Origin of the sequence: Rhodoferax sp. (genome assembly GCF_028714215.1) — a bacterium.
Classification (GTDB): Bacteria; Pseudomonadota; Gammaproteobacteria; order Burkholderiales; family Burkholderiaceae_C; genus Rhodoferax.
In genome coordinates this window covers 100,990-122,222 of the sequence record NZ_JAQTMS010000002.1, presented here as the reverse complement: position 1 = coordinate 122,222, position 21,233 = coordinate 100,990, and the positions used below count along the sequence as shown (strand labels likewise).

20 protein-coding genes are annotated in these 21,233 nt (G+C 60.3%); 5 read left to right on the top strand and 15 right to left on the bottom strand.

All coding sequences use genetic code 11. The annotated features are described in order from the left end of the window. Window positions 1-16: 16 nt before the first annotated feature. The 4 genes from PHS32_RS01610 to PHS32_RS01595 form a co-directional block, all read right to left on the bottom strand. The gene (locus PHS32_RS01610; protein WP_301077005.1) at window positions 17-661 is read right to left on the bottom strand and encodes a cytochrome b/b6 domain-containing protein; all 645 of its coding nucleotides are present in this window, start codon (window positions 659-661) and stop codon (window positions 17-19) included. Window positions 662-673: 12 nt separating this feature from the next. Further along, window positions 674-2,077, bottom strand: a complete 1,404-nt coding sequence (locus PHS32_RS01605) for a cytochrome c3 family protein (protein WP_301077004.1) — start codon at window positions 2,075-2,077, stop codon at window positions 674-676. 126 nt (window positions 2,078-2,203) lie between these two features. After that, window positions 2,204-2,788, bottom strand: coding sequence for a response regulator (locus PHS32_RS01600; protein WP_301077003.1), 585 nt, complete (start codon window positions 2,786-2,788; stop codon window positions 2,204-2,206). Between the two features lie 79 nt (window positions 2,789-2,867). Further along, on the bottom strand, window positions 2,868-3,287 hold the full coding sequence (locus PHS32_RS01595) for a response regulator (protein ID WP_301077002.1): 420 nt from the start codon (window positions 3,285-3,287) through the stop codon (window positions 2,868-2,870). A 474-nt stretch (window positions 3,288-3,761) separates the two neighbouring features. On the opposite strand from PHS32_RS01595, the gene PHS32_RS01590 reads away from it, so the two are divergent. Beyond that, window positions 3,762-4,115 (top strand): c-type cytochrome, encoded by a 354-nt coding sequence (locus tag PHS32_RS01590; RefSeq protein WP_301077001.1) that lies wholly within the window; start codon window positions 3,762-3,764, stop codon window positions 4,113-4,115. A gap of 79 nt (window positions 4,116-4,194) precedes the next feature. Here PHS32_RS01590 and ybeY read toward each other — a convergent pair whose 3' ends face one another. Both ybeY and PHS32_RS01580 read right to left on the bottom strand, forming a co-directional pair. Next, complete coding sequence (gene ybeY, locus PHS32_RS01585) at window positions 4,195-4,665, bottom strand: rRNA maturation RNase YbeY (protein WP_301077079.1); 471 nt, start codon at window positions 4,663-4,665, stop codon at window positions 4,195-4,197. Next, window positions 4,666-5,610: a PhoH family protein gene (locus PHS32_RS01580; RefSeq protein ID WP_301077000.1), complete on the bottom strand. Its 945-nt coding sequence runs from the start codon at window positions 5,608-5,610 to the stop codon at window positions 4,666-4,668. It abuts the gene before it with no gap. 41 nt (window positions 5,611-5,651) lie between these two features. Here PHS32_RS01580 and ruvA point away from each other — a divergent pair, with 41 nt between their 5' ends. After that, window positions 5,652-6,224, top strand: coding sequence for a Holliday junction branch migration protein RuvA (gene ruvA, locus PHS32_RS01575; RefSeq protein WP_301076999.1), 573 nt, complete (start codon window positions 5,652-5,654; stop codon window positions 6,222-6,224). A gap of 53 nt (window positions 6,225-6,277) precedes the next feature. Beyond that, entirely contained in the window at window positions 6,278-7,336 is a 1,059-nt protein-coding gene (ruvB, locus tag PHS32_RS01570; protein ID WP_301076998.1) for a Holliday junction branch migration DNA helicase RuvB, read from the top strand. Here ruvB and PHS32_RS01565 read toward each other — a convergent pair. The 6 genes from PHS32_RS01565 to PHS32_RS01540 all read right to left on the bottom strand — a co-directional run bounded on the left by PHS32_RS01565 (window position 7,322) and on the right by PHS32_RS01540 (window position 13,397). Next, entirely contained in the window at window positions 7,322-8,059 is a 738-nt protein-coding gene (locus PHS32_RS01565; RefSeq protein ID WP_301076997.1) for a lysoplasmalogenase, read from the bottom strand. The two genes, ruvB and PHS32_RS01565, sit on opposite strands and share 15 nt — an antisense overlap. Beyond that, window positions 8,031-8,672 carry a histidine phosphatase family protein gene (locus tag PHS32_RS01560; RefSeq protein ID WP_301076996.1) on the bottom strand — a complete coding sequence of 214 codons (642 nt, stop codon included), beginning with the start codon at window positions 8,670-8,672 and terminating at the stop codon, window positions 8,031-8,033. Before PHS32_RS01560 ends, PHS32_RS01565 begins: the two co-directional genes overlap by 29 nt. A gap of 8 nt (window positions 8,673-8,680) precedes the next feature. Next, complete coding sequence (gene ttcA, locus PHS32_RS01555) at window positions 8,681-9,610, bottom strand: tRNA 2-thiocytidine(32) synthetase TtcA (protein ID WP_301076995.1); 930 nt, start codon at window positions 9,608-9,610, stop codon at window positions 8,681-8,683. Window positions 9,611-9,928: 318 nt separating this feature from the next. Continuing rightward, entirely contained in the window at window positions 9,929-11,824 is a 1,896-nt protein-coding gene (locus PHS32_RS01550; RefSeq protein ID WP_301076994.1) for a restriction endonuclease, read from the bottom strand. Between the two features lie 120 nt (window positions 11,825-11,944). Beyond that, window positions 11,945-12,316, bottom strand: a complete 372-nt coding sequence (locus tag PHS32_RS01545; protein WP_301076993.1) for a dihydroneopterin aldolase — start codon at window positions 12,314-12,316, stop codon at window positions 11,945-11,947. Window positions 12,317-12,602: 286 nt separating this feature from the next. Then, window positions 12,603-13,397, bottom strand: a complete 795-nt coding sequence (locus PHS32_RS01540) for an SDR family oxidoreductase (RefSeq protein ID WP_301076992.1) — start codon at window positions 13,395-13,397, stop codon at window positions 12,603-12,605. A gap of 21 nt (window positions 13,398-13,418) precedes the next feature. Here PHS32_RS01540 and PHS32_RS01535 point away from each other — a divergent pair, with 21 nt between their 5' ends. Continuing rightward, window positions 13,419-14,573 (top strand): SAM-dependent methyltransferase, encoded by a 1,155-nt coding sequence (locus tag PHS32_RS01535; RefSeq protein WP_301076991.1) that lies wholly within the window; start codon window positions 13,419-13,421, stop codon window positions 14,571-14,573. Window positions 14,574-14,651: 78 nt separating this feature from the next. Next, complete coding sequence (trxC, locus tag PHS32_RS01530; RefSeq protein ID WP_301076990.1) at window positions 14,652-15,095, top strand: thioredoxin TrxC; 444 nt, start codon at window positions 14,652-14,654, stop codon at window positions 15,093-15,095. Here trxC and PHS32_RS01525 read toward each other — a convergent pair. From PHS32_RS01525 to PHS32_RS01515, 3 genes are all read right to left on the bottom strand, one after another. Continuing rightward, window positions 15,088-18,402, bottom strand: coding sequence for an EAL domain-containing protein (locus tag PHS32_RS01525; protein WP_301076989.1), 3,315 nt, complete (start codon window positions 18,400-18,402; stop codon window positions 15,088-15,090). The genes trxC and PHS32_RS01525 overlap by 8 nt on opposite strands. Before the next feature lie 24 nt (window positions 18,403-18,426). Next, window positions 18,427-19,131 carry a glutathione S-transferase family protein gene (locus PHS32_RS01520; protein WP_301076988.1) on the bottom strand — a complete coding sequence of 235 codons (705 nt, stop codon included), beginning with the start codon at window positions 19,129-19,131 and terminating at the stop codon, window positions 18,427-18,429. A 97-nt stretch (window positions 19,132-19,228) separates the two neighbouring features. Beyond that, the gene (locus tag PHS32_RS01515; protein ID WP_301076987.1) at window positions 19,229-21,232 is read right to left on the bottom strand and encodes a lytic transglycosylase domain-containing protein; all 2,004 of its coding nucleotides are present in this window, start codon (window positions 21,230-21,232) and stop codon (window positions 19,229-19,231) included. Between the last annotated feature and the right edge of the window lies 1 nt (window position 21,233).

Below are 21,233 nucleotides of genomic sequence, written 5' to 3'. Positions count from 1 at the left end.
GGCGCGCCGCCATTTTTCAGGAGCCGGCACCAGTTTTCGGTTCGTCTTCGAGTTCCTCGTAGCCGGTGATCATGGCCTTGAAATGTGCCGTCGGCGTGTGGCCCAGGCTGGCCAGGTAAACGTGCACGATGATGAAGCCGCTGAATACGATGAACAGCAGAACGTGCACGGTGTCGACGACGCGCACGCCGCCGAACAGTTCCACCATGGAAGAAAAGCGCGTCACGTCCCACATCAGCAAGCCCGTGAAGAACATGATAGGCACCAGCAGCATCATGATGATCTGGTACATCATGCTTTGCAAGGCATTGAATTTGCGGTAGGCGCTGGGATGATGCGGATTGGGCTCGCCCCTGAAAATGCCATAGCCATAGAACTGCATCTGCCGGAAGCTGGCCTGGAAGTACTTTCGCGGACTCAATTCAGGGTGATAGACCTTGATCTTGTCGGTGAACAGATAGAAGCCCAGCCAGACAAAAAAATTGGCGATCAGGACAAAGCCAATCCAGTTGTGGGCGACCACCGCCGTCCTGAACGACAGCACCTGGACCAGGTCCAGGTACCTGATCTGCAGCCCGGTGGCGATCAGCAGGACGAAACCGAAGGCGTTGGTCCAGTGCCAGAGCCTGACCGGGAGGGGATGGATATAGAGTTTTTGCATGGCGATTTCCTGCTATTTTGAGACGTTGTCATCGGCCTGACGATGGCCGGTTGGCGCTGGCTGGTCGGCAGTCGCAAGGGCCGCGAGTCTCTCGGCCTCGAGTTTTTCCCTTACGCTCTTGAACAAGCGCTTGATCGTCATGTGCCCCAGCGGTACGCTGATGGCGCCCAGCAAGACCAGTACCAGCAAGGTGTCGAGCAGCTTGATGCGGGTGCTGCCGATGGCGTAAAACCCGCGCACCGAGTCCATCGAGGTCAAGGAATTCAACACATCTTTCTGGATGCCATGGCGCAACGGCCTGCCATCCGGACCGGCGATCGTCAGCGTCACGCTTTGAAAGGCGGCGGCACCTTCCTTGTGGCAGGTATCGCAGTCCTTGATGGCTTTGGACTTGTCGCTCAACTGATGGGCTTCGACGCCCGAGCGCACTTCCAGGCGGCCGCGCAACACCATTTTGCCGTCGCCGCCGTCCTGATTGAATTCCTTCAGCAAGCTCCACAAGGCCCGCTCGTCCAGACCCATGTCCTTGCTGTCGGCGGCATCGGTACGTTTTTGGAATTTCGGCACACCGGTTTTTTCCGCCACCTGGCGTTTTGCCGTGCCGTCATAGAGCCTGAGATTGACCCGGCGTTGCGCATCCGGCGCATGACAGACCGGGCAGGAGATCGCCTCAAAGTGCAGTGCCGTATTGGGCAACCAGTCCTTGTGCTGAGTTACCGCCTCTTTGTGGCAGGCAAGGCAGGCGTCTTTCACGCCATCGCCCAAGGAGGCGGCCTGGACGGCATGCGCCTGGTGGCAACCCGCGCACAGCGGGGCGCTGATGCCTTTGGCAATACGCTCCTGGCCATGGACATCCTTGGCATAGGCCTTGAAGATATCCTGGTGGCATTTGGCGCAAGGGGTGTCCGTGATCGGCGCGACGATTTTTACCGAGCGCACGGTATGCGGATTGTGGCAATCGGAACATAAAGGAGCCTTCTTGCTGCCGGCTTTTATCGACGCTGCGTGGACGCTGTCTTCGTACTGCGTGAATTTCTTCTTGTGACAGTCGCGGCAGGTTTCACGCATGGTGAGCGAGAAATCGCGTTTGCTGCTGATCGGCTTCTTTACCTTGCCATGGGTTTTTCCGTCGAGATTCGAATGACAGTCCTCGCAACTGGTTCCGAGGTGCATCGACTCGACGTAGGCTTTGGTCGAAATACCCAGGGAGAGAATTTCTCCGCTCTCCAGTGTTTTGACCAAACCCTCCTTGTCGTGACAAGACAGGCAAGCTTTGTCCTCCTTGGACAACTCGGCCTGGGCCGCGTGGGCGTTCAAACCCACAAAGGTCAGGACCAGCGCAAGCAGGCTCGTCACCATCAGACGCATGGCGCGGGATGACTGGAGCAGGTGGCCCATCGTGCGGGAGCTTTTCATTCGGGTTCCCCTATCTGTTGATTTTTGCCGGCAACAAAACCATCCGGAAGATTGTCTCCCCCGGATGCGGTTTGCCTATTTCTGGCGTGAGAATTCATTGCGGGATTTGTGATGTAGCTCAAAGCTTCATTCTTTAGGAGTCTTCGTCAGCAAGGCCCGCCCGCCAAGCCAGGCCAGCATGCCAAGGCCGACGAAGGGGAGCATCACGGCATAAGCCAAACCGATGAAGGGAGCGGCCAGGAAAAGGGCGATGTTCTTGATCCTGCCACCCTCTTCAGGCGCCTCGCCCGGGACACTTTGGAGCGGGCTCGCGCTTGCCTTGACAACACTTTCTGGCGCCGGGTGGCGCAGCGCTTGAACGGCGCTTTCCTCAATCATTTCAGGCGACAGGGGTTTGTGTATAAAGTCCGATACGCCTGCCGCCTTGGCCCTTTCCTCATTGGCGGTGGTGCCATAACCGGTCACAATGACCACGGGTGTCCAGGGCCGGCTGGCCTTCACCCGTTCCGTCAATTCGACGCCGTCCATGCCGGGCATCTTGATGTCGGTAAAGACGACGTCGTATTCTTGTTCGCGCAGCCTCTCCAACGCTTCGGCGGCATTTTGGGCGGTGATGACCCGATAGCCTTTTTCTTCGGAAAGAACGCGGTTGAAACTCTTGCCGACCACGGGGTCGTCATCGACAACCAGCACCTTACGCAGAGCACCCATGACATTTCTCCTTCATCAAAACAGCTTCAGCAGCAAAATTGCTACAAGTCCGAAACACATTTCCCACATCGTTTGATCGCTACCGAACGTTGGCGCACTGCGCCTGGCGTTCATGGTGCAAAGCCCACCTTTTATGTTGCATGGCGCCGTTGGCCGCGTTGATGACGTCGTCCGGGCCTATCGGCTTGGCCAGGTAGTCATAGGCGCCCAGGGTTACCGCCTCCTTGGCGGACTCAACCGCGGGGTACCCGGTGATCATGATCACCTCGCTATCGGGCCACTTTTCCTTGATGGTCTTCAACACCGACATGCCGTCGATTCCTGGCATGCGCTGATCCAGCAGCACGACATCGAACGGATACTGCCCCATCATTTGCAGGGCATCGCTGCCGTTATTTACCGCCTCCACCTTGCACCGTTCTCCGGAGAGGGCTCGGAGATAACTGAGTCGAATGACCTCCTCGTCGTCAACGACCAGGATCTTGGCTTTCTCATTCATTTGGTTTACCTCCGGCATCTCGTGCTTGCGAGAGACTGAACGCAAGCCCCGTGCCACATCCAAAATCTATCTAAATCCTATTAAATATCAATTACTTACATGAGTTCGCAGAAGGTGGAAGTTGGTTTTTGATGATTTTTAGTGAATCAAAGTACAATTTTTATATACATTTTTACGCGTAAAAACAGGAAAGTCCCGTGCAATCAACGGGATACGGAGGCAAAGCAGGGAACATTTTTTATATGCGGTGAAATTCGAAGCCACTCGGGTGTGATCGGCCCTGGTGTCCGGACTGACCACTTTTGCGTTGACCCAGATCAGAGACCTCTCAGATGTTGTCAAGCAGCGCCTTGAAGCCGCGCAAAATGATGCGGCACCTGTTTTGGTCATCCCGACCCGCAGGCTGTTATCGGTGTCAATGATGGTATTCATCCGTCAAATGCAATGAGACGGAACTCAAAAGGAAACCTTGCAATGAAACTTTCAATTCCTCAAAAACTGGTCGCTTTGTCAGTCCTGGGTGTTGTGGCGGTCGCGTTTTCCAGCGCTTCCTACGCCGCCGTCAATGCCGACGCCGCTGCGGCGTTGGCAAAGAAGAGTGACTGCCTGAAATGCCATGCGATAGACAAGGACAAAAAAGCGGCTTCATTCAAGAAGATAGCGGCGAAATGGAAGGGCAAAGCAGATGCCGAGGCCAAACTGATAGACGCCGTGACCAAAGCGCCCAAGGTCAAGCAGCAAGATGGCACCGAAGAAGAACACAAAGTCATCGCCACCAAGGACGCGGCCGAGATCAAGAATCTGGTCGGCTGGATTCTGTCCCAGTAAGAGGCAACAGCGGTCGGGCTGGCGCCGCCCGCCCGCCACGCCCGACGATTGCCAGTGCTCAGATACCTCGGTGTCTGAGCTAGTGCTGGGACATTTCTTGGTAGGGGTTGTCAAACCCCAAGCCGGCAAGGATCAGCGCCTCGCGTGCTTCCATCGCCAGCGCGTCAGTGACGTTGCTCTCGTGCTCCCAGCCTTGCGCGTGCAAGACCCCGTGCACCAGCAGGTGCGCGTAGTGGGCTTGCAGCGTCTTGCCGTTCTCCCGGGCCTCGGTTGCCACGACCGGGGCGCATAACACCAGGTCGGCGCTGACGATGGGCTGTTGCGCGTAGTCGAAGGTCAGCACATTGGTGGCGTAGTCCTTGTGCCGGTAGTCGCGGTTCAAGGCCCGGCCTTCCTCCGCATCGACCACGCGCACCGTGATCTCGGCGTCACTTTGCAGGGCATGGCGAATCCAGCGCGTCACCTGGTGGCGAGGTAGTGCGGCGCGGTGCGCCGCTGCATCCGGGAACTTGCCGAATTGCAATGACAGTGTCAGACGGTTGAGCATGATTCAGGGCAGCGACGCAGCTCTTTTGCGCGACGAATCGTAAGCATCGACAATGCGCGCGACCAGCGGATGGCGCACCACATCGGCGCTGGTGAAGCGGCAGATGGCAATGCCCGGCACGCGCTTGAGCACGCGCTCGGCGTCGATCAGGCCGCTGAGCTGGGTTTTGGGCAGGTCGATCTGGCTTACGTCGCCTGTCACCACCGCCTTGGAGCCAAAGCCGATGCGGGTCAGGAACATCTTCATCTGCTCGGGCGTGGTGTTTTGCGCCTCGTCCAGAATCACGAAGGCGGTGTTCAGGGTGCGTCCGCGCATGAAGGCCAGCGGGGCGATCTCGATGGTTTGCCGTTCCAGGGCCTTTTGCACCTGCTCGAAACCCATCAAGTCGTACAGCGCGTCGTACAGGGGGCGCAGATAGGGGTCGATTTTTTGCGCCAGGTCGCCCGGCAAGTAGCCCAGGCGCTCGCCCGCTTCCACCGCCGGGCGCGTCAGCACAATGCGCTGCACGGTGCTGCGCTGCAAGGCGTCCACCGCCATCGCTACGGCCAGATAGGTTTTGCCGGTGCCGGCCGGGCCGATGCCGAAGGTGATGTCGTGGCCGGCGATGCTGTCCAGGTAAGTGGCCTGGTTCAGGGTGCGGGCTTTCAGGTCGTTGCGCTTGGTTTTCAAGGTCACGCTGTCAGCGCCGTCCAGGTCGGCGTCGCCGGCCAGCATCAACTGCACGGTGGCCGGCTCGATCGGGCGCGCCGCCATCTCGTACAGGGCTTGCAGCATCTCCATGCCACGCTTGGCATTGGCCTTGTTGCCATCCACCTTGAACTGCTCATGGCGGTGCGCAATCTTGACTTGCAAGGCCACCTCGATGGTGCGCAAGTGTTCGTCCATGGGGCCGCACAGGTGGGACAGGCGGGTGTTGTTGGGCGGGGAAAACAAGTGTCTGAGAATCAAGTTGATAATTCCTGAAATAGGTTATCCATGATAGGCAATAAATGATAGGCAAACTAACGGGCACCCTGTGCGACAAAAATCCACCACAGGTGATGGTCGATTGCATGGGTGTCGGCTATGAGGTGCATGTGCCCATGAGCACCTTTTACAACCTGCCGGAGCTGGGCGCCAAGGTGAGTTTGTTGACGCACTTCGTGGTGCGCGAGGACGCGCAAATTCTTTACGGATTTTCCAGTGCCCCGGAGCGCGAGGCCTTTCGCCAGCTGATCAAGATCTCCGGCGTCGGTCCCCGCACCGCCTTGTCGGTGCTGTCCGGCATGAGTGTGGCCGAACTGGCGCAGGCCGTGACGCTGCAGGAAGCAGGGCGCCTGATCAAGGTGCCGGGCATCGGCAAGAAGACGGCGGAACGCCTGCTGCTGGAACTCAAAGGCAAGCTCGGAGCGGATATCGGCGTCTCGGCCAACGTCGCCAACGCCGACCAGGTCGACATCCTGCAAGCCCTGCTGGCACTGGGTTACAGCGACAAGGAAGCGGCGGCGTCGCTGAAGGCGCTGCCGGCCGAGGTGGGTGTCAGCGATGGCATCAAGTTGGCGCTCAAGGCGTTGGCGCGCTAGTCGGCTTAAGCTGCACGCTATAGTCAAGCCTCCTTCAGCAGACCGCAACCGCCGTGAGCATTCAGACCGACGACTTCTCCCCAGCGCCCGCCAAACGCATGCTGTCTGGCGCACCCGCCTCGCCCAACGAGGAGGCGGTGGAGCGTGCCCTGCGACCCAAGCTGCTGAGCGAATACGTGGGTCAGGGCAAGGTGCGCGAGCAACTGGAGATTTTCATCAGCGCCGCCAAGATGCGCGACGAGGCGCTGGACCATGTCCTGCTGTTTGGTCCGCCCGGCCTGGGCAAAACCACGTTGTCGCACATCATCGCGCACGAGCTGGGCGTGAACCTGCGCCAGACCAGCGGTCCGGTGCTGGAAAAACCCAAGGACCTGGCCGCCTTGCTGACCAACCTGGAAAAGAACGACGTTCTTTTCATTGACGAGATTCACCGCCTGAGTCCCGTGGTGGAGGAAATTCTTTACCCCGCGCTGGAAGACTACAAGATCGACATCATGATCGGCGAGGGGCCGGCGGCGCGCTCCATCAAGCTCGATTTGCAGCCTTTTACACTGGTGGGAGCCACCACGCGCGCCGGCATGCTGACCAATCCGCTGCGCGATCGCTTCGGCATTGTCTCCAGGCTGGAGTTTTACAGCCCCGAAGAGCTGGCGCTGATCGTCAGGCGCAGCGCCGGTCTGCTCAAGGTTTCGACGGACGACAAAGGCGGCTTCGAAATTGCGCGGCGTTCACGCGGCACGCCGCGCATCGCGAACCGGCTGCTGCGCCGGGTGCGCGATTATGCCGACGTCAAAGGCATAGGCGAGATCACGCTGGATATCGCCAACCGCGCGCTGGCGATGCTGGATGTCGATCCGCAGGGTTTCGACCTGATGGACCGCAAATTGCTCGAAGCCGTGATCCATCGCTTTGACGGTGGCCCGGTGGGCCTCGACAACATCGCCGCCAGCATCGGTGAAGAGCGCGAGACGATTGAAGACGTGATCGAGCCCTATCTGATCCAGCAAGGCTATTTGCAGCGCACGCCGCGCGGCCGCATCGCTACGCTGGCCGCCTACCGGCACCTGGGCGTTGCGCCGCCCAATCGCGACGCGGAACTATTTGGTGCCTGAACAGGCGCCACCTGGCGGGCTGGGCGGTCGGGCGTTGTGGACCATCAGGATTTGCGCCAGGTAATAGCTGGTCAGCACCCATAAAGACACCAACGGTAGCGGCTGCACGAAGCGGTTGATGGCAATCAGTGCGTCGCTCAGCATGAAGATGCAGGCGCCCAGTGCCACGGCGCTAGCGGCCGCATCGCGCTGCACCACGGCCCGGCCAATGGCCTGCGCCACCATCAGCGCGATCACACTGACGTAGGCGGCCACCGCCAGTTTCAGCACCGGGTCGGCCAGGCCGCTCCAGACCCAGAGGTACATGGCGGAACCTACCGCCAGCGTGCCGAGCAGGGCTCGACGGCTGGCAAACCAGGGCACGCCGCGGCGGAACAGGGCAATGTAGAAAAGATGCGCCACCAGGAATGAGGCCAGGCCCGGTATGAAGTAGTTGCCGGGCAGCATCAGGAAAACATCGCCGGCCAGCGAGGCCGCCAGCGCCGCCAGCAGCAAGGTGTCGAAGCGGCTGGCCGTGGGCGATTGGCGGGCTCGCACAGCGACCAGCAGAATGGCCAGCAGCATGGTGAGTGGCTTGAAGATGAAGTGCAGCGTTTGCAGGCCCAGCACGCTGGTGACGGTTGCCAGTGCGGCCACCGCCATCAGCAGCAGTTCCAGCCGGCTGAGGCGCCCCGGCAGAGCCGCGTTCACCGGCTCAGGTGGTGGTTTCGTCAAGTGCTTCATCGTCCTCCAGATGGCGGCTGTCGGCCCAGCCCACCAGTGTCAGGCCGTCGGGCGTCCAGAGCAAGCGGTTGATGGTGGCGTTGCCCAGGTTCCAGCTGCGCTGGGTCTGCAAGTCCTGACCGGTGGCGGCGCGGTACAGCACGTCCAGCACCCCGCCATGGGCCACCAGCACAATTTGTTCGCCTTCGTGCCGTTGGGCCAATTCGGAGACGGTTTGCACGATGCGTTCGCGCAACGCCAGCAGCGACTCGCCGTTCTCGGGTGCCCAATGTGGGTCGCGCCGGCGCCAGCAGCGGGCTTGTTCCGGCCAGACCGCTTCGATTTCAGTAAAGGTCTTGCCCTGAAAGACGCCAAAACCGCGCTCGCGCAAACCCTCGTGGGCTTGCGGCGCCGGCCCGCTGACCCGGGCGATCGCGTGCGCCGTGTCCCAGGCGCGCCGCAAATGGCTGGAGTAGATGGCGCCAATCTCCTCGCCGGCCAGCGCCCGTGCCAGCCGGCGCGCCTGCCAGCGCCCGGTTTCGTTCAGCTCGATATCAAGTTGTCCCTGGATGCGGGTGTCCACGTTCCAGGCGGTCTCGCCGTGGCGGATGGCAATGATGCGGGTCGCTTGCATGGCTTGACCTAAAGCTTGAGCACTTGCAGATTGGGCAAGGAGGCCAGCGGAAATTCTTCCGCGTCAAACATCTTGTCGCCGTCCGCGTTGGTCACGCCGGTGGTCTGGATGTCCTTGAAGTTGTGCAGCGACGCGTCCATCAGGTGCGAAGGCACCACGTTGTGCAGCGCGGTGAACATGCTCTTGATGCGACCGGGGTATTTCTTTTCCCAGTCGCGCAGCATGTTGCCGATTTGCTGGCGCTGCAGATTTTCCTGGCTGCCGCACAGGGTGCAGGGGATGATCGGAAACTGGCGATGCGCGGCCCAGCGCGTCAGGTCTTGCTCGGCCACGTTGGCCAGCGGCCGGATGACGATATGGCCGCCATCGTCGCTGACCAGTTTCGGCGGCATGCCCTTGAGCTTGCCGCCAAAGAACATGTTGAGAAAAAAGGTTTGCAGCATGTCGTCGCGGTGGTGGCCCAGCGCGATCTTGGTGACCCGTAGCTCGTCCGCAACCCGGTACAAAATGCCCCGGCGCAGACGGCTGCACAGACTGCACATGGTCTTGCCTTCGGGAATGACCTTCTTCACGATGCTGTAGGTGTCCTGCGTTTCAATGTGAAACGGCAGCCCCAGACTTTTCAGGTAGGCCGGCAGGATGTGGTCCGGGAAGCCGGGCTGCTTCTGGTCCAGGTTGACCGCGATCAGCTCGAAGCGAACGGGCGCCCGAGCCTGCAATTTGAGCAAAATGTCCAGCAGTCCGTAGCTGTCCTTGCCGCCCGAGACACAGACCATGACGCGGTCGCCGGCTTCAATCATGTTGAAGTCCATGATGGCCTGGCCGACCTGGCGGCACAGGCGCTTTTCGAGCTTGTGGATTTCACGCTCTATCTTCGGTTCTTTCCTGATTTCTGTCTCAGGATCAGTGACCTCCTTGTCAATCCAGACGGCACTCATTCATTTTCCTTGTATTCGATTAGTACCGATTTTCTCTTACTCTTTGATTGTTCATTTTTTCGTTATTTTTTCCCCACTCACTTCCCCCGCCCTCTCCCGCCCCGCCGGGCGGAAGAGGGAGCCAACAGCCGTATTTGGCCGTGTGTTTAAACGAAAGAAGTGCCAGAGCACGCTGCGAAAACGGAAGACGGCTGGCGGGATGCAACGTCATTTGCGCGTTCCATCACGTCGATACCAATGCGTGCATTCCAACCTTCGCTCGGCGGGGGGCGATGCGCGACAAGCCAGCGTTTTTCAGCCACAAACCGATTCGGGGACTCATTGACTAGCACGCGCAGCCTGAATATCAATGGTCGCTTTATGCCCGTGCTTTGCTAGCAAATGGAGCAAGTTGCTTCCGTTGAGCAAGGTCAGCGGCTTCCCCTTGGCAAACTCGTAGGAATCAGCGCCGTAGTCTGCTGTGGTGACAAGAATGCCTTTTGTTGCACCTTCATTCATGACAGTGCCGTACAAGTCACGCACCGCCGACACTCCAACCACGTTGGTATAGCGCTTGGCCTGGATGACAATTTTTCCTCCCCTTATCGGGTCTGGATCAAACGCGACGGCATCAACACCACCATCGCGGCTAGCCTGCGTAATGCGCACCTCGCCACCGGTAGTGCGAAACTCTTTTTCAAATAATTCACGTACCAGGTGCTCAAAGTCTTCCCAGTCCATCGCTGCCAGGTTGGTTGCTTCATCCAGGCCGTCTGCAACGGCATAGGCGTCAACGAATCTGCTGTCGGACTTTTCAATCCACAGAATGGGGGCAACCGGCGACAGACCATGCAGTTGACTGCTGCCAACCCCTTTCAGCTTCTTGAAACATGCCTTGGGGTCGATGTTGGCGAGTTGGATCGCCATGAATTCCTCTTTGCTCGCCTGTAGTGACAACACGCAGGCCGTGGTGTTATGTCCATTGGTCTTGTCAACCCCGTGAACAATGCCATTGAAGACGATCGCGTCCAGCGCGTTGGCATAGTCAGACTCAAATAGTTCATGCACGGTTCTTAATGTGATTTGATACAAAGCCGAGTCGTAAAGAGCATTGGTTTCGCGCTCACCGAAAAATGATTCTTTCAGCTCATCCCTAGTTACCAAGTACTTCACCTCTTTTAGCGTTGGCATGTGCGACGGCGCGGGTAGCGTGAAGTTGACCACAAGAGTTTTGATGTCTGCCAAGTAATCAATCTCCCATTCGCGCGGGAAGTGCTCCGGATACTCCGAGGCATTGAGTACCAGGTCGAAATAATCAAACACAGCGCCGGTCTCCAGCGCTTCAAAATTTGCCTTGTGTTTGTCGATGCTTTGATTGTGTTCTTCCTGCTGAATCTCAAAAGCAGTCTTGGCAGCCTGATAACGACTTAAATCTTGCTCAAATGACAGTTTCACCCTCTCAGTTTCAGTGTCCAGTTGAGCTTTCAGGCGTGCGTTTTCCTCTTCTCCTTTTTGTTTAGCTTCACACCATAATTCCGTCATCCGATCAAACTTGGCCTGCAATAGTCGCTCATTTTCAACATTCACTTGTGCGCAGCGCGCAACCCAGTCAGGAAGAGCAAGTTGACAAGCTGCGTCAGCCATCTCCTGCTTGCGCTTTTCGGAGGTAAACAGCCTTGCAAAGAAACCTAAGACTGGACGAAATTCTTGGTCAAATGGAGAAGGTTGGCGTGGAACGGATGTCAGATTCGACGACGCGACCAGATCGGCATTGAAACGTTTGTCTGCGCGGTCCGGTTTGGGTGGAACGTTAATGTAAGTTGGCTCGGCAACCTGCGCCCGTCTTGGTCTGGGTTGAGAAAATTTTTCTCGGCGCTTGAGCCTGTCCCAATTCACCATGTCGTTTACCGAAAGGGTGTGAGTCAGCAAGCCCTTGACCGCATCAATGGCGTCAACCGCCTCCTGGGTGCGCTCCTGGGCCGTTTTGGCTTGATCTTCCTTATAGGACTGCAGCTCTTCTCTAGACTGTTGTTTGTTGCGCAGATCAGCCTGACGATTTGCCTCCTTCTTCTCTCTGTCTTGCAGAGCCGCCTGCTTGCGGGACCATGCCACGTTCCACTCTTGTTCCAGCGCCCCCGCCTTTTCTCGCACAACGAACTGATTGGAACCTGTTATTACTCTGCTTTTTCCAAGTCCGTCGTGGGTGACCGTGACTGTGTATACATCGCGTGCCATTATTTTCCCCTCCTATCATTGAACAAACCTCAATTCGCATTCAGCCATGTGCGGTCCTGGGTCGCGCAAATCGTAGTTGGCGGGGGGTGTGAGTGGAAAAAAACCGAGTGAGTGGGGGAATTACCACTCCCCGGTCTCCACCCGAATCGCCACCTCGCAGTCATCGAAAATTTCCAGTTTCGCAATTTTCACCCGCACGCCCAGCACGCCCGGCAATTGCAGCAAACGGTTGGCGAGCTTGCCGATCAGGGTTTCCAGCAAATGGACATGTTCGGCGGTGCACTCGTTGATGATGATCTGGCGCACCATGCGGTAATCCAGCACGCGCTTGATGTCGTCGTCGTGCGGCAGCAGGGGTTGCTGGCCGAGGTTGAGTTCGGCATCGACCTGAATCGGTTGCGGCGCCGATTTTTCCAGCTCCAAAATGCCCAAGCTGGCATTGAACCGCAAACCGGTAAGCGTGAGGGTCTGGCGACCTGGGGTATGGGGCATGGTGAAGTACCGTAAAAAAGGTATCGGTTCGCTGCTAGTACTCAGACACAGAGGTGTCGGAACAAAATGAAAGCGATGGATTCGCGCTCAGGCCTAGGCGCAAACCGCAGACATAGCTGTAGCTATGGCGAGGCTGAGGCCCGCGGCTCCAAGTCTGCTGAGCAGACTTGGACGGGCCGAAGGGCCGGAGCTCAGCGACGGCGCGGCCTGCAAGGCTTGCAACGACGGCATGGGTGCGAAGACGCGCTTTCATGTTTCGATATTTCCGTGTCTGAGTACCTGGGCATCACAGCAGGGAGAAATCGCGTTCGAATTTCATCAGGTGCTGGCCGCCATCGACCAGCAGGGTGGTGCCGGTGATGGATTGGTTGTCGATCGCAAATTTGACCGTGGCTGCCACATCGGCGGCGGTTGAGGAACGGCCCAAGGGCGACAACTGGTGCAGCGCCTCGAACTTCTTCTGGCTCAGCAGGTGGCTGGTGAGGGTCAGGCCGGGCGCCACGCCGACGACCCGAAGCTGCGGGCTCAGTCCCATGGCCAGCATGGTGGTGGCGGCTTCCAGCGCCGCCTTGGACAGCGTGTAGCTTAAAAAATCGGGGTTCTGGTTCCACAGTTTCTGGTCCAGCAGATTAACCACCACGCCCAGCGGCCGGCGCGCTTGCGCGCTGGCCGACCCATCGCGGCCCAGCACATGGGCATGCAGGGCCTGCGCCAGAATAATGGCGGCCCCGGTGTTGCTGCGCAAGTGCTTGTCCATGGCGGCAAAGCTGAAACTGGCCACCGTGTCGTGTTCAAAAGTGGAAGCGCTGTTGACCACCGCGTCGACCCGGCCGAATTGCTGGATCACTTTTGGCAGCAAATTGCGGACTGCCGTCTCATTTGTCAGATTGGCCCGAAAAGCGGCACTGCGGCCGGCCAATTGGGCGCAGTCAGCCACGGTCTTGGTGGCTTCTTCCAGTGAATCCCGGTAGTGCACGGCCACCTGCCAACCGTCTTTGGCCAGCGCCAGCGCAATTTCGCGACCCAATCTTTTGGCGGCGCCAGTGACTAGAACGGTGCGGGCAGGAGCGGGTGCGGACATTCGAGGACAATTCGGGCTGTGATGACAACAGCCTACAGTTTAACGAGCGCCCTGCACAGCCATGTGGCGCAAACCATTGCCGCGGCCGGCGGCTGGATCGGCTTCGATCAGTTCATGGCGCTGGCCTTGTATACGCCGGGCCTGGGTTACTACGCCAACGACAGCGTCAAATTCGGCACCCTGCCGCACGGCCGTCAGGCCGGCCAGCTGCTGCCGGGTAGCGACTTCGTGACTGCCCCCGAGATGACGCCGCTGTTTGGTCAGACGCTGGCGGCCCAGGTGGCGCAAGCCCTGGAGGTGACGCAAACCAGCGAGATCTGGGAGTTTGGCGCCGGCTCCGGCGCGCTGGCGCTGCAATTGCTGGAGAGCCTGCAGGCGATGGGTCGGCCGTTGCCGCGTTACCGCATTGTCGAGCTGTCCGGCAGCTTGCGTTCGCGCCAGCAAAAGACGCTGGAAAAGTACGTCCACAACGTGCACTGGGTCAGCGAGTTGCCGGACGCCTTGCAAGGTGTGGTACTCGGCAATGAGGTGCTCGATGCCATGCCGGTCAAGCTGCTGGCCCGCAGTAGCGGCGTCTGGTACGAGCGCGGCGTGGCCTTGGCAGCGGCTGCGCAGCCATCGCAAGCCGAGGCGGCAGCGGCGTTTGTCTGGCAAGACCGTCTCACCGATCTGCGTCCGCCGGTCGAGATTGACGGCGCGCACGACTATCTGACGGAAGTTCATCTTCAGGGCGAGGCTTTCATTCGGACACTGGCCGACAAGCTGCGCGTCGGCGCGGTCTTTCTGATCGACTATGGTTTCCCGGAGCACGAGTACTACCACCCGCAGCGCCACATGGGTACCGTGATGTGCCACCGTGCCCACCAGTCCGACGGTGACCCCCTGTCGGACGTGGGACTGAAAGATATCACCGCGCACGTCAATTTCACCGGTATCGCGCTGGCCGCACAGAACGCCGGCCTGGGGGTGCTGGGGTATTGCACGCAGGCGCGGTTCCTGATCAATTGCGGCCTGGCCGGGCACCTCGAAAATGCGTCTCTGGCGATGCGGGTGCAGGCACAAAAACTGATCATGGAACATGAAATGGGCGAACTGTTCAAGGTTATTGGCCTGTACCGCGGCGAACCGTGGGATGCCATCGGTTTCGCGCAGGGCGACCGGACCCATACGCTTTAAGCGAGCGACACAAAGGCTGGAGGCGGGGCTTGAAGTCGGCCGGTTTAACCTCTATCTAAGAGGCTGAAAGGCACTTCCATGAGCGATTTCCTGCACCTTGTCTGTCCCCATTGCCACACCACCAACCGGGTGCGTGGCACCGATCTGGCCCGGGCACCTGATTGCGGTAGCTGCCACAAGCCGCTGTTCGTGGCCCATTCGCTGGCACTCGATGAAAGCAATTTTGAGCGTCACATCAGCCGCAACCAGATTCCGGTGCTGGTGGATTTTTGGGCGCCCTGGTGCGGGCCCTGTCGCCAGATGGCGCCGGCGTTCGAGCAGGCGGCGGCGCAACTGGAGCCCCGGGTGCGGCTGGTCAAGGTCGATACCGAAGCGTCGCCGCAACTGGGTGCGCGCTTCAACATCCGCAGTATTCCGACACTGGCCCTGTTTTCCAACGGGCGCGAAGTGGCGCGCCAGCCGGGCGCCATGGGGGCGGCCGACATCGTGCGCTGGACGCAGCAACAAGCACGCTTCAGTTGAACGGTTTGGCGGCCAGGAAAGTTTCGAAATCACTCGCCGACATCGGCCGCGCGAACAGGTAGCCCTGACCATAGTCGCAACCGGCTGCCGTCAGCAGGTCGCGTTGCTGCACCGACTCGACGCCCTCGGCAATCACTTTCATACCCAGTTCGTGCGCCATCACGATGATGGCCTTGCACAAGGCCAGATCGGTGGAGGTGGGCACCAGGTGGCGCACAAACGACTGGTCGATCTTGATGAAATCGATGTCGAATTTCTGCAAATAAGAGAGGGACGAATAGCCGGTACCGAAGTCGTCCAGCGACACCGCGATGCCGGCACGATGGAGTTCCAGCAGTTGCTGGGCCACGCTGGCGCTGGAGTTGAGCAGCAGCCCCTCGGTGATTTCCACCACCATGCTCTGGCCCGGTAGACCCAGGGCGTCGAGTTGGCGCAACCATTGCTGGTCGATACTGCAGTTGTGGTGAAACTGGACCGGCGATTTGTTGACGCTGATCTGGAATTGGGGGTCCAGCCTGGCGCGCCAGCTCTGTGCCTGTAGCGCCGCTTGCTGGAATACCCATTCACCGATATCGACGATCAGGCCACTGGTCTCGGCAATCTCGATGAATTCGCCAGGGCTGACGAGTCCGCGGGTCGGGTGCTGCCAGCGGATCAATGCCTCGGCTTTGCGGATGGTTCCGGTGGCGAGCTCGACAATGGGCTGGTAAACCATCCGGAATTGCCGGTCGGTCAGCGCCGTGCGCAGGTCATTGCCCAAACGCAGCCGGTTTTGCGCTGCTTCCTGTAGCGCCGGCGTGAAGAAGCTGAAGCGATTGCGCCCGGCCCCTTTGGCGACATAGAGCGCCTGGTCGGCGTTTTTGAAAAGGTCCTCGATTTCGGTGGCATCGTGCGGGTAGATCGTGACCCCGATGCTGGCTGAGATAAAGATGGTTTCGTGGTTCAGGCGGAACACGGTCTCCAGCGTACGCAGCAGTTTCTGCAGGATGCCCTCGGCGCTGCTGGCGTCGGTCAGCTCGGTCAGGATGACGGTGAACTCGTCGCCACCCATGCGCGCCACGCTGTCGGACTCGCGCACACAGTTGCGCAGGCGCCGGGCGGCTTCGATCAGCAGCAGGTCACCGCTGTCATGCCCCAGCGTATCGTTGACTTCCTTGAAATGGTCCAAGTCAATGAACAACAAGGCCAGTTGCTGGCCGTCACGCCTGGCTTTCTTGATCTCCTGTTCCAGTCGCTCGTGCAGCATGCGGCGATTCGGCAGGCCGGTCAGTGCGTCGATATGGGCTTGCTGCCAGATCAGAGATTCCGACTTCTTGCGCTCGGTGATATCGGTGTGGGTGCCTATCATGCGCAGCGGCTTGCCCTGGGCATCGCGATTGATCACCATGCCGCGGGACAGCACCCATTTCCAGCTCCCATCCTTGCAACGCAGGCGGCGTTCATTACTGAAAGTAGGTGTCAGGCCGTCGAAATGGGCCTGCCGGTCAAGCTGCAGCTGGGCCCGGTCATCGGGGTGGGTGCGCAGGTCGAATTTGTCGACCGGATCGATTGCATCGTCGTCGCCATAACCGTACATTTTCAGCAAACTCTTGGAGAAAAATTCTTCATCGGTTTGGATGTACCACTCCCACATGCCGTCTCCGGTGCTCTCCAGCGCCAGTTTCCAGCGCTGCTCGTTTTCGCGCAAGGCGGCCTCACTGTGCTTGCGTTCGGTGATGTCGGTGTGGGTGCCTATCATGCGCAGCGGCTTGCCCTGGGCATCGCGGCTGATCACCAGGCCGCGCGTCAAGACCCATTTCCAGCTGCCGTCCCGGCAGCGCACCCGATGTTCATTGACGTAAGTCGGTGTCAGGCCGTCAAAATGGGCCTGGCGGTCGCGCAGCACTTGCGCCTGGTCATCGGGATGGGTGCGCGTGTCTATTTCGTCGCGATCGAGTTCTTCGTGCTCGGCAAAGCCGTACATTTCCTTCAGACGTTTCGAAGAAAACCGCTCGCCGGTCTGGACGTGCCAGTCCCACACACCGTCGCCGATACTCTCCAGCGCCAGCTTCCAGCGTTGCTCGTTCTCGCGCCATGCCGCCTCGGCCTGCTTGCGTTCGGTAATGTCCTGCAGCATCGCCGTGCGCTTCACCGGTCGACCTTGCTCCCAGGTGGTTGCGCCCATCGAATGAACCCAGATGTGGCGCCCCTTGGCGGTGATCATCTCGATCACGAAATCATGGGTTTTGGGCTGATTGACGACGTCCGCGTAAGACGCCTTGACCACGACGCGCGATTCGGGTGTGAAAAACTGACTGGTCGTGGCCAGCTCCGGTGAGTACTGCTCGGGCGAAGTTTCAAGAATGCGGTAAACCCCCTCCGTCCAGAACAGCCGGTCATTGGCGATATCGGCATCCCAGCCACCGACCCGGGCAATGGCGTGGGTGGCATTGATCAGCAGGTTCAACCGCTGCCGGTCGGCCTCGGCCTGAACGTAGTCGGTCACATCGGTGAAGGTGCGCACCATGCCGCCGCTGGGCAGGGTTTGCGTCTTGACTTCCAGTGTCCGCCCGGCCGGCGTCACCCGCAAATAGCGCTGCGGGATCTCGCCCTTGCCGGCGGCTGCCACGTAAGCGCGCGCGTGGCTGTCGACCAGACCCTCGGCCGGACCGAAGTCGCCTCTTTCGAGCTGATAGCGGGTCAACTCCTCGATGCTGGAACGACTCGCCAGCAGGCTCTCCGGTAGCTCCAGCAACTCCGCCACCCGGTGATTGAAGGTGCTTACCCGTCCATCGGCATCGGTCATGAAAATGCCCTGGCTGATGCTGTCCAGGGTGGTTTGCAGCAGTTGGGATTTTTCGTTCAGTTGCGCGTTCATCTCCAGCAGCGTGATCTCGGTCAGCTTGCGTCCGGTAATGTCACGCATGGCCACCAGGGCCGCCGGTTTTCCCTCGAAGATGATGGGCATACCCTGAACCTCGACGTCGATGGCCGTTCCATCGAGCTTGAAATATTTCAGTTCGCGCATTGTCGTTGCGCTGCCCTGGTCGAGAATGCTCTTGGCACGGGCCAGGGTGATTTGATGAAAGTCCGGATGCACCAGGTCGAGGATCGATTTACCTACCAGCTCTTGCGCCGAGCGTGCGCCAAACAGCTTGACGGCCGCCTGATTGACGTACAGCAGCTTCCCGTCGCGATGAATATTGAACGCTTCGGGCGACCACTCGATCAAGCTGCGGTAACGGTCTTCGCCCTCGGGCAACACCGCCTCCAACGGTGCTGGTCGAGCAGGCGCCATCTCGTCGTTCGGTGGCAGGGCGTCGTTCACGTTTCTGCCGGGCAGGTGGGCCGTTCAGCGGCTGCTGGCCGAGGCTGCCAAACGGTAGGGCTCTTCGAATGCCAGAAAGTCTTTCTCGGCCAGCGCCAGACTGATCCAGGCCTGCACGCCGGGCAGCGCGCAAACGCGTTCCAGGTACTCGGAAATGTCGGCTGGCAGCGGCAGCGCGTAGCTTTTCAGGCGCATGCAGACCGGGGCGAAGTAGGCGTCAGCGATGCTGAAACCACCAAACAGCAGGGGGCCGCCATATTGGCTCAGCAACTCGCGCCACATGGCGACCAGACGTTCCACGTCGGTCCGCACCGCCGGCTTGTCGCGCCAGATCAGCGCCCCGGTGTCGGCCAGCGCGGCTTCGATGTTCATCGGACAATTGCCGCGCAAGGCGGTGAAACCGGCATGCATCTCGGCGCACAGGCTACGCGCCCGGGCTCGGGCTGCCTTGTCCTGCGGCCACAGCGCTTTGTCGGGGAACTGCTCCGCCAGGTACTCCGCAATCGCCAGCGTGTCCCACACCACCAGCTCGCCGTCCACCAGCACCGGCACCTTGCCGGTGGGAGTCAGCGCCTTCATGGTGCGCTTGAAACCGGAGCCGGCGTCCTCGTCGAACGAGTCAAAACGGACCATCACCTCCTCGAACGGGATGCCGGCCTGCTTCAGCAGCACCCAGGCGCGCATGGACCAGGAGGAATAGTTCTTGTTGCCGATGTAGAGCTTGAGCATGGGTTTCTCCAAAACGTCACAATTCTATTCAGATCAACCGGCCGCGCGAGTCGCCACAAGCGCAAGCGCGGCGGCCGGAGTGACCCGTCAGGCCCGCTCAGGGCAGGTCCAGGCCCGGTTCGGGCGCACTGGCGTCGCGCGGCCCCACCAGTCCCAGACGCGCTTTCAGCGACTGCGGCTGACCGGTCATCAGCGCCGCATAGCTGCTGGTGTTCGACAGCACCTTCTTGACGTAATCGCGGGTCTCTGTAAAAGGGATGTTTTCAATCCAGATGGCGGCTTCCAGCAGCGGCGCGCCATTTTGGCCGCGCCAGCTGCGGGGTCGGCTGGGGCCTGCGTTGTAGGCAGCAGCGGCCAGTGGCAAGGAGCCGTCGAAGCCGTCCAGCAGCAGCTTGAGGTAGCCCACGCCGATCGCGATGTTGGTGTCGCGCTCGTTGATCTGGTACGGCTTGAAATGGGGCAGGCCGATTTTTTTCGCGGTCCAGCGCGCGGTGGGCGGCATCACCTGCATCAGACCGGCGGCGCCGACCACCGACTGGGCGTCCATGATGAAGCGGCTTTCCTGCCGGATCAGGCCGTAGACGTAGGCCGGGTCGATGCCCGTTTGAGCCGCGCGTTGCAGCACCGCTTCCTTGTGCGGCATGGGAAAGCGCTGCTCGAAGTCGATCTGGGCTTTGGTCCGCTCGCTGGTGTTGATGCAACGGTCCCAAACCTCGCGCTGGCAGGCCAGATCGGCCGCCGCCAGCAACTCGCGGTCGTTCATGCCGCCGCGACTGTGCAGGCTGGTGCTGTAGTTCCACTCGCGCACGCCGTCGCTGCGCAAACCGATCTGGATCGCGTACAGGCCGCGCTTCAGACCTGCGTTCAGGGCAGCGCCGTCCTTCTCCTCGGGGCGCAGGGGTTCCGGGCGGGCCGGTACCGTGATGCCCCGGCCCAATTCTTCCAGCGCCAGTTGTTCGTAAAAACCGCGTACGCCGGCAATGCTCTCCAGCAGATTCCTGGCCGCGGTGCGGTCGGGCTCGGTCCGGGCCAGCTTCAGCAGGGCCCGGGCTTGCCAGTAGACCCAGACCGCTTCCTGCCGGACCGGAAGGCTCATCGCCCGGGTCGCGCCCAGCACCTCCTTCCATTGGGACTGGCGCAGGGCGGCGCGAACTTTCCAGCCGAGCTGGCTGTCGCTCAAATCGCTGTCTTTGGCCTTGGCATAGTGCTGCAAGGCGTCGCTGCCAGGGCGCTGCGCCACCTGTTTGCCGATCACGCCCCAGACCCATGAGCGCTGCTCGGGGCTGAGGTGCACGCTCCAGTGGTTCTCCAACAGGCTGGCGGCCTTGTCGGGCTCGCTCAGGGCCAGGCGGATCAAGGCCAGCACGACCGCTTCCTTGCCGGTGCGGCCGGCCGCACCGACGCGCTTGGACAGGAAACGGGTTGGATCCTTGCTGATCTCGTCAATCGGTGCGGCCGCTGCCGGCGAGATGATCTCGGCCGCCAATCTGGCGACTTTGGGGCGATTGGCCTCCATCGCCAGCCGCGCCTTGCGCCAGACGTCGGCATCGCTCAGTTGTTGGGCGGCATACAGGTGGGCCGCGGCAAAGAAACAAGCGTCGTCGGCTTCCCTTTGCCCGTACCACTGGCGCTTCAATTCGTCGGCGCGCTCCACGCCGCCCGGGAGCGGCTCCAGGGCCAGCGCATAGCAGCGCACCTCGCGGTCGTCGTTCATGCGAAACAGCGGCAGCTGGGCGGCAAAGTCGCTCCAGTAGCGGCGCTGACCCAGCAGCAGCAGCCAGTCGTCGCGCAGGCGGTCTTCCTGGTAGCTGCCGGCAAAACGGGCAAAGAATTGCTCCACTTCACTGGGGACAGCAGTGTCGAGGCGGGCGCGCAGTTCCCAGTAGGCGGCCCAAGGTTCCAGCAAATGGTCGCGGACTTGCGGCAGCAGCGCCGTCAGGCGCTTGCTGTTGCCGCTTTTGAAGGCTTGGCTCATTTCCAGAATCGCCTCGTCGCCATGGACCTTGGTCGCGGCCGGGGGCTGCGCCCGCACCGGCGAGATGGCTGTCAGCAACAGGCAGATCGGGAGCGCAATCGATGTCAAAATGGCGTGAAACTGCATG

What these genes read in the sequence shown, in the direction of transcription:
- PHS32_RS01610 (WP_301077005.1), bottom strand. Translation starts at nt 661, where the DNA reads ATGCAAAAACTCTATATCCATCCCCTCCCGGTCAGGCTCTGGCACTGG.
- PHS32_RS01560 (WP_301076996.1), bottom strand. Translation starts at nt 8,672, where the DNA reads ATGCAAGCGACCCGCATCATTGCCATCCGCCACGGCGAGACCGCCTGG.
- ttcA (WP_301076995.1), bottom strand. Translation starts at nt 9,610, where the DNA reads ATGAGTGCCGTCTGGATTGACAAGGAGGTCACTGATCCTGAGACAGAA.
- PHS32_RS01515 (WP_301076987.1), bottom strand. Translation starts at nt 21,232, where the DNA reads ATGCAGTTTCACGCCATTTTGACATCGATTGCGCTCCCGATCTGCCTG.
- PHS32_RS01520 (WP_301076988.1), bottom strand. Translation starts at nt 19,131, where the DNA reads ATGCTCAAGCTCTACATCGGCAACAAGAACTATTCCTCCTGGTCCATG.
- PHS32_RS01535 (WP_301076991.1), top strand. Translation starts at nt 13,419, where the DNA reads ATGACAACAGCCTACAGTTTAACGAGCGCCCTGCACAGCCATGTGGCG.
- PHS32_RS01605 (WP_301077004.1), bottom strand. Translation starts at nt 2,077, where the DNA reads ATGAAAAGCTCCCGCACGATGGGCCACCTGCTCCAGTCATCCCGCGCC.
- ruvA (WP_301076999.1), top strand. Translation starts at nt 5,652, where the DNA reads ATGATAGGCAAACTAACGGGCACCCTGTGCGACAAAAATCCACCACAG.
- PHS32_RS01550 (WP_301076994.1), bottom strand. Translation starts at nt 11,824, where the DNA reads ATGGCACGCGATGTATACACAGTCACGGTCACCCACGACGGACTTGGA.
- PHS32_RS01545 (WP_301076993.1), bottom strand. Translation starts at nt 12,316, where the DNA reads ATGCCCCATACCCCAGGTCGCCAGACCCTCACGCTTACCGGTTTGCGG.
- PHS32_RS01590 (WP_301077001.1), top strand. Translation starts at nt 3,762, where the DNA reads ATGAAACTTTCAATTCCTCAAAAACTGGTCGCTTTGTCAGTCCTGGGT.
- PHS32_RS01600 (WP_301077003.1), bottom strand. Translation starts at nt 2,788, where the DNA reads ATGGGTGCTCTGCGTAAGGTGCTGGTTGTCGATGACGACCCCGTGGTC.
- PHS32_RS01595 (WP_301077002.1), bottom strand. Translation starts at nt 3,287, where the DNA reads ATGAATGAGAAAGCCAAGATCCTGGTCGTTGACGACGAGGAGGTCATT.
- PHS32_RS01540 (WP_301076992.1), bottom strand. Translation starts at nt 13,397, where the DNA reads ATGTCCGCACCCGCTCCTGCCCGCACCGTTCTAGTCACTGGCGCCGCC.
- trxC (WP_301076990.1), top strand. Translation starts at nt 14,652, where the DNA reads ATGAGCGATTTCCTGCACCTTGTCTGTCCCCATTGCCACACCACCAAC.
- PHS32_RS01565 (WP_301076997.1), bottom strand. Translation starts at nt 8,059, where the DNA reads ATGAAGCACTTGACGAAACCACCACCTGAGCCGGTGAACGCGGCTCTG.